9 protein-coding genes are annotated in these 8,988 nt (G+C 71.5%); 8 read left to right on the top strand and 1 reads right to left on the bottom strand.

The window, feature by feature from the left end:
* From D8M34_RS17235 to D8M34_RS17225, 3 genes are all read left to right on the top strand, one after another.
* Window positions 1-1,017 (top strand): cytochrome b/b6 domain-containing protein (locus D8M34_RS17235; RefSeq protein WP_238695704.1); only part of this gene is annotated, 1,017 nt, incomplete at its 5' end.
* A gap of 3 nt (window positions 1,018-1,020) precedes the next feature.
* Complete coding sequence (locus tag D8M34_RS17230; RefSeq protein ID WP_062636986.1) at window positions 1,021-1,494, top strand: ASCH domain-containing protein; 474 nt, start codon at window positions 1,021-1,023, stop codon at window positions 1,492-1,494.
* Between the two features lie 13 nt (window positions 1,495-1,507).
* A complete protein-coding gene (locus D8M34_RS17225) occupies window positions 1,508-2,659 on the top strand; it encodes an acetyl-CoA C-acetyltransferase (protein ID WP_085605478.1) in 1,152 nt (383 codons plus the stop codon).
* Between the two features lie 54 nt (window positions 2,660-2,713).
* On the opposite strand, the gene D8M34_RS17220 is transcribed toward D8M34_RS17225, so the two are convergent.
* Window positions 2,714-3,223: a GNAT family N-acetyltransferase gene (locus tag D8M34_RS17220; protein WP_025105423.1), complete on the bottom strand. Its 510-nt coding sequence runs from the start codon at window positions 3,221-3,223 to the stop codon at window positions 2,714-2,716.
* 130 nt (window positions 3,224-3,353) lie between these two features.
* Between D8M34_RS17220 and D8M34_RS17215 the strand changes: the two genes are divergently transcribed.
* The 5 genes from D8M34_RS17215 to D8M34_RS17195 all read left to right on the top strand — a co-directional run.
* A complete protein-coding gene (locus D8M34_RS17215) occupies window positions 3,354-3,914 on the top strand; it encodes an acyl-CoA thioesterase (protein ID WP_025105424.1) in 561 nt (186 codons plus the stop codon).
* Between the two features lie 64 nt (window positions 3,915-3,978).
* Window positions 3,979-7,653: a proline dehydrogenase family protein gene (locus D8M34_RS17210; RefSeq protein ID WP_126894625.1), complete on the top strand. Its 3,675-nt coding sequence runs from the start codon at window positions 3,979-3,981 to the stop codon at window positions 7,651-7,653.
* A 348-nt stretch (window positions 7,654-8,001) separates the two neighbouring features.
* The gene (locus D8M34_RS17205) at window positions 8,002-8,436 is read left to right on the top strand and encodes a hypothetical protein (protein WP_062636978.1); all 435 of its coding nucleotides are present in this window, start codon (window positions 8,002-8,004) and stop codon (window positions 8,434-8,436) included.
* Window positions 8,436-8,666, top strand: coding sequence for a helix-turn-helix transcriptional regulator (locus D8M34_RS17200; RefSeq protein ID WP_060922632.1), 231 nt, complete (start codon window positions 8,436-8,438; stop codon window positions 8,664-8,666). Before D8M34_RS17205 ends, D8M34_RS17200 begins: the two co-directional genes overlap by 1 nt.
* Window positions 8,663-8,988: alcohol dehydrogenase catalytic domain-containing protein (locus tag D8M34_RS17195; protein WP_153245007.1), on the top strand; the 326-nt coding region annotated here is incomplete at its 3' end. The genes D8M34_RS17200 and D8M34_RS17195, both read left to right, overlap by 4 nt.

Raw genomic sequence — 8,988 nt, 5'->3', positions numbered from 1 at the left:
CCCGGCACCGCGCTCGCCCCGGCCGCCGACATCAGCACGCCGCTGCCCTGGACCCGCACGGTCTGGAACGGTCGTGCCCCCCGACACCTCCCGGCCGCCGCCTCGACCACCCCGACCGCTCGCCGGCGCCCGACCTGGACCCAGGCGATCGCGGCGCTGTTCGGTGCCGCCGCTCTCGGTGTGCTCGCGGCCGCGGCCGTGGCCCTCGTCCGCACGCTGCTGAGCCTCCCCTTCATGCAGGACTTCCTGGCCGCCTTCCCGGGCGAGTACGAGCCGCCGATCCCGGTCGAGCCCGGCTTCGCGCCGTGGGTCAACTGGGCGCACTTCTTCAACATGTTCCTGATCGTGCTGATCATCCGCTCGGGGCTGCAGGTGCGCACGGAGAAGCGTCCGAGCGTGTTCTGGACGCCGCGGAACAACCCGAAGGGCAAGATCAGCCTGAACCTCTGGTTCCATCAGGCGCTCGACATCCTGTGGCTGCTGAACGGTGTGATCTTCGTGGTGCTGCTGTTCGCCACGGGGCACTGGGTGCGGATCGTGCCGACGAGCTGGGAGGTCTTCCCGAATGCGCTGTCGGCGGCGCTGCAGTACATCTCGTTCGACTGGCCGCACGAGAACGGCTGGAACAACTACAACAGCCTGCAGCAGCTCGCCTACTTCGTCACCGTCTTCCTCGCGGCACCGCTCGCCGCCGTCACCGGGTTCCGCATGTCGGGGCTCTGGCCCAAGAAGGCGGAGCGCCTGTCGAAGGCGTATCCGGTGGAATGGGCGCGCGCCCTGCACTTCCCGGTGATGCTCTACTTCGTGGCGTTCATCATCGCGCACGTCGCGCTCGTGATGCTGACCGGCTTCCTGCGCAACCTCAACCACATGTTCGCCGCGCAGGATGCCGCGACGTGGACGGGGTTCTGGGTGTTCATCGCCTCGCTCGTCGTGATCGCGATCGCGTGGGTCGCGGCGCGGCCGCTCGTGCTCGCGCCGATCGCAAAGGTGTTCGGCAAGGTCTCGGGGCGCTGATCCATGACCGACCGCACCGCCATCGAGGAGTACTGGCGCGAGGCCCGCATCGCGCTGCCGCACCTGCCCGAGGCCCTTCCCGAGGCGTGGGGTTTCGGTGCGACGCCGGAGCACGCCGACGAGCTCCTGGAGCTCGTGCTCCGCGGCATCAAGGTGGGCACCGCGTCCTCCGTCTGGGACTACGAGGAGACGGGGGATCCGCTGCCGACCGTCGGCGAACTCAGCATCATCCTCGACGGAACCGGCGCCCCGCGCGCCGTGATCGAGACCACGGCGATCGACATCGTGCCGTTCGACGAGGTCGACGAGGCGCACGCCTTCGCCGAGGGGGAGGGGGATCGCACGCTCGCGCACTGGCGCGAGGTGCACGAGCGCTACTGGCGCACCCACTCCGAGAACCCGCGCGGCTATGAACCCGACATGCCGGTGCTGTGCGAACGCTTCCGGCTGCTCCTGCCGGCCGGCACGGAGGACTGAGGAGAGGGAGATCATGGCAGAGGCCTACATCGTCGACGCGGTCCGTTCGCCGGTCGGACGCCGTGGCGGCGCTCTCGCGGAGATCCACCCCGCCGACCTCGGCGCGCACAGTCTGCGGTCCCTCGTCGACCGGACCGGCATCGACCCCGGCGCCGTGGACGACGTGATCCTCGGAGCCATCGATGCGATCGGGGGACAGGCCGGGAACGTCGCCCGCACCGCGCTGCTCGTCGCCGGCTTCCCGGAGCACGTGCCCGGCGTGACGATCGACCGCCAGTGCGGATCCAGTCAGCAGGCCGTGCACTTCGCCGCGCAGGCGGTGCTCAGCGGCACCAGTGACCTCGTGATCGCCGGCGGGCTGCAGAACATGTCGCGGATCCCGCTCACCGCCGCCGCGACCGTCGGCCGGGAGTACGGCTTCACGACGCCGTACGCCGAGTCGCCCGGATGGCAGGAGCGCTACGGCGACCAGGAGATCTCGCAGTTCCGGGGCGCGGAGCTCATCGCCGAGCGCTGGGACATCTCGCGGGAGGAGATGGAGCGGTACGCGCTGGAGAGTCACCGCCGGGCGGCCGTGGCCCAGGACGAGGGGCGGTTCGCGGCGGAGACCGCGCCGCTCGCCGGGCTCGACCACGACGAGGGCGTGCGCCGGGACACGACTCTGGAACGCATGGCCGGACTGCCGCCGCTCGCGCCCGGGGGACGGATCACCGCCGCGGTCGCGTCGCAGCTCAGCGATGCATCGAGTGCCGTGCTCATCGCCAGTGCGCGGGCGGTGCAGGAGCACGGCCTCACCCCGCGGGCCCGCATCCACCACGTCTCCGTCCGCGGCGACGACCCCGTGCTCATGCTCACCGCGCCGATTCCGGCGACCCGGTACGCGCTGGAGCGCACGGGACTCCGGATCGAGGACATCGACCTGTTCGAGGTCAACGAGGCGTTCGCCTCGGTCGTGCTCGCGTGGATGCGCGAGACCGGTGCGCCGCACGAGAAGGTCAATGTCAACGGCGGCGGCATCGCGCTGGGGCACCCGATCGGCGCGACCGGCACCCGCATCCTCGCGACCCTGCTCAACGAGCTGGAGCGCACCGGCGGTCGGTACGGCCTGCAGACGATGTGCGAGGGCGGCGGCGTCGCGAACGTCACGATCATCGAACGCCTCTGAGTGCAGACGAAAGGGCCGCCCCGCGGGGGCGGCCCTTTTCTGTGAAGACGAGGGTCAGGGGCGCACGAAGCGGACCTCGGTGAGCGTCTCCCCGAGGAACGGCTCGGTGTGCGCGGCGCCGTCGAGGTGGAATCCGTTGCGCGTGTAGAAGCGGTGCGCGCGGGGGTTGTCCTCGGCGACCCAGAGGTAGAGCGGCTCGTCCTTCTCGACGGCCGCATCGAACAGCTTCTGCCCGATGCCGGTCGAGTGGTACGCGTCGAGCAGGTAGATGAAGTACAGCTCGCGGAACGCCGGGGCGTCCTTGTCGCGGGCCGGACCCGAGCCGACGAAGCCGACGATCTCGCCGTCGACGAGCGCCGCGTTCATCTTGAAGTCGGGGCCCTGCGCCGCCCAGTGCGTCCAGAGCTCGGCCATGCGGCGGGGGGAGACCTTCTCCAGAGCCGCCTTGCTGATGAGGTGATCGTAGGTCTCGTGCCAGCACTGCGCATGCACGCGACCGAGGGCTTCCGCATCCACATCACGGACCGGACGGACGATGACTTCGGGCTGGGCTTCGGCGCTCATGCGGTGACTCTACGGCGGGTCCGTGGAAATCGGAAATCGGGACGACGGCCCCCGAGAGGCACTCCGACGGCATGGAGGAATCGGACAACGAAGTTCGACCGTCGTGCGCGGATGGCTACGATCAGTCCTCGTGAACGTGATCTGGCGGACCCTCCTCGTGATCCTCGGTGCGCGTCGTCGCGTGCGGCAGGGGAAGACCCTCGACCCCACCGCCGTCGGCACCGTGACGGTGACCACCCTGCCGACCGACCTCGACATCCTCCGCCACATGAACAACGGCCGGTACCTGTCGCTGTTCGACCTCGGTCGCTGGGACCACCTGATCCGCACAGGGTTGTTCGACGTGATGAAGGAGCAGGGCTGGTACGCGGTCGTGTCGAGCGAGACGATCACCTTCCGCAAGTCGCTCCAGCTCTGGCAGCGGTTCGAGGTGCAGTCCCGGTTCATCGGACACGACGAGAAGGCCCTGTTCCTGGAGCATCGCGCCGTGGTCGGCGGCGAGGTCTACGCCCGGGCCATCGTGCGGGCCCGCGTGCTGCGGCGCTCCGGCGGCACGGTCAGCAACGAGGAGCTCTTCGCCGCGGTGGGCAAGCCCGACGGGGTGCCGGAGATCGACGCCTGGGTGCACGACTGGGCGGCCGCGTCCGCCCTGCCTCCCGTGCGGACGCCGGCCCCCAGCATCTGGAACTGACTCGACTGCGGCCCGCCCGGTCGGGCACCCCGGGATTCCGCGACCGGCGACCTAGGGTGGTCACATGGCAGAGTCGTCGTCATCCTCCGCGGAGGCGGGGGCATCCGCATCCCTCGCCGATCAGGCGGTCGAGCTCGCGCGCCGCTGGGTGATCGAGGCGGCCGCGGCCGACGTCGACCCCGCAGCGGAACGCCTCGCCGGGGTCCTGCGCGACGCCAACGGTCTGCCGTTCACCCTCGGTTTCGTCGACGGTGTGATGCGGCCGGAGAGCCTGACCGCCGCGGCCGCCCGACTGCGCCGGATCGCGCCCATCGTGCCGGAGTTCCTGCCGTGGTACCTGCGCTCCGCCGTGCGGCTCGGCGGCGGCGTCGCCCCGGTGCTGCCGACCCCGGTCGTCCCCCTCGCGCGGCGGGCGCTGCGCGAGATGGTGGGGCACCTCGTGGTGGACGCGCGGCCCGCGAAGCTCGGACCCGCGATCGAGAAGCTGCGGGAGTCGGGCTCGCGCCTGAACCTCAACCTCCTCGGGGAGGCGGTGCTGGGCGAGGCGGAGGCGCAGCGGCGGCTCGACGGCATCCATGAGCTCATCCGGCGTCCGGACGTCGACTACGTGTCGGTCAAGGTCTCCGCCATCGTCAGCCGCATCTCGATGTGGGGCTTCGACGAGGTCGTCGACCGGGTCGTGGAGCGGCTGCTCCCGCTGTACGTGACGGCTGCGGCAGACGGCACCTTCATCAACCTCGACATGGAGGAGTATCGCGACCTCGACCTCACGATCGCCGTCTTCACGCGGCTCCTGGAGGATCCGCGGCTCACCGGTCTCGAGGCCGGGATCGTGCTGCAGGCCTACCTCCCCGACGCGCTCCCAGCCCTCCAGGAGCTCACCGCCTGGGCGCAGGACCGCGTGATCCACGGCGGAGCGCGCATCAAGGTGCGCCTCGTGAAGGGCGCGAACCTCGCGATGGAGCACGTCGAGGCGACGCTGCACGGGTGGACGCCCGCGCCCTACGACACCAAGCTCGACACCGACGCCAACTACCTGCGCTGCCTCGACTGGGCGCTGCGGCCCGAGCACACGTCGGCCGTGCGGATCGGCGTGGCCGGCCACAACCTCTTCGGCATCGCGCACGCATGGCTGCGGGCCGGGGAGCGGGGCGTCCGCGACGCGGTCGAGTTCGAGATGCTGCTCGGCATGGCTCAGGGGCAGGTGCAGGCGGTGTCCCGCGAAGTCGGTCCGGTGCTGCTGTACGTGCCGGTCGTGGCGCCCGCCGAGTTCGACGTGGCCATCAGCTACCTCGTGCGGCGGCTGGAGGAGAACGCGTCGTCCGAGAACTTCCTCTCCGCGGCGTTCCATCTGCACGACGACGAGACGCTCTTCGCCCGAGAGGCCGACCGCTTCCTCGACGCGCTCGACCGGGCGGCCGACCCCGCCCTCGCCCTCGGGCCGCGGCGCACGCAGGACCGCCTCGCGCCGGTGCACGAGTCCGTGCGGCCGGCGCCGGTCAGCCCGGTCGCGGAGGCCGATCTCACCAAGGCCGTGCTCGGCATCGTGCGCGGCTCGGACGACGCCGACACCGGCGCCTACCTCGAGACCGCCGTGTACGCGGCGCGCGAGCGTGGGGAGGACACCGGGGGCGCCCCGGGCTTCGCGAACACGGCCGATACGGATCTCGCGCTCCCCGCCAACCGCGAGTGGGCGGCGGGGATCCGCGCACGGCTCGCGGACTCGACGGTCGGGACGGAGGTCCTGGACGCGGCCCGCGTCGACGCCGCCGACGACCTCGGCCGCATCGTGCGCGGTGTGCAGGGTGCGGCGGCGGCCTGGGGTGCGCGTCCTGCAGCCGAACGGGCCGAGGTGCTGCTGCGCGCAGCGGCGGCGCTCGAGTCCCGGCGTGCGGAGCTGATCGAGGTCGCGGCGGTGGAGACGGGCAAGGTCTTCGCCGAAGCCGATGTCGAGGTGAGCGAGGCCGTCGACTTCGCCCGGTACTACGCCGCCACGTGCCGCGAGCTCGACGCGATCTCCGGCGCCGTGTTCGTCCCCGCCCGCGTGACCGTCGTCGCGCCGCCGTGGAACTTCCCCCTCGCGATCCCCGCGGGTGGCGTGCTGGCGGCGCTCGCCGCGGGCTCCGGCGTGGTCCTGAAGCCCGCCCCGCAGGCGCGGCGGTGTGCGGCGGTGCTCGTGGAGGCGCTGTGGGACGGTGGCGTGCCCCGTGAGGCTCTCGCTCTCGTCGACATCGAGGAAGGCGACCTCGGCCGTGCCCTCATCACGGACGAGGCGGTGGATCGGGTGATCCTCACCGGGTCGTGGGAGACCGCGGCGCTGTTCCGCTCCTGGCGTCCCGACCTGCCCCTGCTCGCCGAGACCAGCGGCAAGAACGCCATGATCATCACGCCCTCGGCCGATCTCGACCTCGCCGTGGCCGACCTCGTGAAGAGCGCGTTCGGTCATGCGGGGCAGAAGTGCTCCGCGGCGTCCCTCGCGATCCTCGTCGGGCCGGTGGGGCGCTCGCAGCGTTTCGCCCGTCAGCTCGCCGACGCTGTCCGCTCGCTGCGTGTCGGGTGGCCCTCGGATCCGCTCGCCGAGGTGGGCCCGGTCATCGAGAAGCCCGAGGGGAAGCTCGCCTGGGCCCTCTCCGAGCTGGAGGGCGACGAGCGGTGGCTCATCGAACCCGCCCTCGACTCCGCCGACGACGGCAGCGGCCGGCTGTGGCGCCCGGGCGTGCGGGTCGGCGTGCAGTCCGGTTCCCGCTTCCACACCGAGGAGTTCTTCGGACCGGTCCTCGGGGTCATGCACGCGCCGACCCTCGCCAAGGCCATCGACCTGCAGAACGCCGTCGCCTACGGTCTCACCGCGGGGCTGCACACACAGGACCCGGACGACCTCTCCTTCTGGCTCGACCGTGTGCAGGCCGGGAACCTCTACGTCAACCGCGGCACCACCGGGGCGATCGTGCAGCGGCAGCCGTTCGGCGGGTGGAAGCGCTCCTCCGTCGGCGCCGGTGCCAAGCCGGGCGGGCCGAACCACCTCATCGGACTCGGGTCGTGGCGCGCCCAGCACGGGGCCCCGGCGTCGAGCACCCTCCATCTGCGGGGGCTCGACTCCCGGATCACGGGGCTCATCGAGGCGGCGCAGCCCTCCCTCCCGTTCGAGTCGTTCGAGTGGCTTCGGCGATCCGCTCTGTCGGACGCGTTGGCCTGGGATCGGGAGTTCGGCCGGGTGCGGGACGTCTCGCGGCTGGAGATCGAGCGCAACCTCTTCCGGTATCGGCCCGTGCCCGTGGAGATCCGCGCCACCGAGGACGCCGCCCTGCACGACCTGCTGCGGGTCGTGATCGCGGGAGTGCGCGCGGGGGCGGGCTTCGTCGTGTCCACTCCGGTCGGCCTTCCGGCGGGCGTGCGGCATGCTCTGGGCGACCTGGACGCCGTGGTGTTCCTGGAGACGGAGGTCGAGTGGCTCCAGCGGATGCAGGTGGCCGAGGAGTCGGGGGCCGCGGGAGATGCGGGTGATCTCGTGCTTCCGCGGCATGGGCGTGTGCGGCTCGTGGGTGGACAGGAGTCGGTGGCGGCGCTGCGCTCCGCGCTGGCGGTGGCCACCGGCGGTGACCCGGACCTCGCGGTGTACGACGCGGAGGTGACGGCGGCGGCCCGCATCGAGCTCCTCCCGTTCGTGCATGAGCAGTCCGTCTCGATCACCGCCCACCGCTACGGAAACCCCGACCCCTGGAGCGCCTCCGTCATCTGACCCCCGGCCGTTTCGGTGCGGGTGCAACAACGGGCCTCCCCGCGCCATCCGGGGTGCGATTCTGATCCCACCTCCGGGGCGTACGTGTCTCCAAGCCGCGGGTGCAAAAACGCGCCGCTCCGGAGCGACGGGGGTGCGTTCTCGATCCCGCCTGCGGTGGGGGGAGTGGGTGGCGTGCGGGATCGGAAACGGGCGGGAGAGGCGGTGCGGGGGTGCGATTGTGATCCCGGGAGAGACTGCGGAGACGGGACGGGGGTGCGGGGACGGGGTGCGGTGTAAAAGATTCTTGACATGAGTGGGGTGCGGACGTAGTCTCGTGTCAAGAATTTTTGACACGAGGAGATTCGCATGGTCTACGAGGAGCGCAACGTCTGGGCCGGGCTCATCGTCAGCCCGATCGTCGCGGTCGTCTACGTCGTGCTGCTGCTACAGCAGGCCGGCGGCGGACCGCTCACCGCCACGGACTGGTTCCCGCTGATGCTGTGGACGATCGGCGGGGGCATCGTCGGGACGATCGTGCTCAGCGTCCTCTGGGGCATCGTCGCCGGGATGTCCGATCCGGACGGCGTCGGCCGCTCCGACATCCGCGACCGGGACATCGGCCGGATGGGAGCCCGCGTGGAGCAGGCCTTCGTCACCATCGCCGGCCTCGGGGTCATCGTCCTCTGCGGTCTCGGTGCCGACGTGTTCTGGATCGCGAACACCATGTTCGCCGGGTTCCTCGTGGCGGCCGTCGTCGGCGGTGTCGCCCGGGCCATCGCGTACCGCCGAGGGCTGCGCTGATGGTCAAGCCCACCCTCGTCTCCAACACCATCCGCGCCCATCGCGAGCGCGCCGGACTCACGCAGGCCGAGCTCGCCCGCACGATCGGGGTCACCAGGCAGACCCTCATCGCGATCGAACAGCAGAAGTACTCGCCGACACTGGAGCTCGCGTTCCAGATCGCCCGGGCGTTCGGGGTCGGGATCGACGACCTGTTCGCGTATCCGACCGACCCCGGAGGTGCCGCATGACCGAGACCATGCCAGCCTGGACCCGCGAGACGTACGGCCCGGCCGCCGGGACAACACGGACCCGGCAGCCCGTCCCCCAGCCGCATCGGGGCGAGGTCGTGCTGCGCGTGCAGGCCACCGCCCTCAACGCCGGCGACGTGCGGCTGCTCCTCGGCGACCCGCTGCTGGTCCGGCCGTTCTTCGGGCTCACCCGCCCCAAGCACCCGGTGCGCGGGCTCGACGTCGCCGGCACCGTCGTGGCGGTCGGCGCGGACGTGGTGAACGCCGAGCTCGGCGAACTCGTCGTCGGGGAGCTGCAGGGCGGCGGCGGCCTCGCCTCCCA

The organism is Microbacterium sp. HSID17254, from assembly GCF_003989315.1.
In the GTDB taxonomy this organism is placed as follows: Bacteria; Actinomycetota; Actinomycetes; order Actinomycetales; family Microbacteriaceae; genus Microbacterium.
This window is presented reverse-complemented; position numbering and strand designations above follow the sequence as displayed.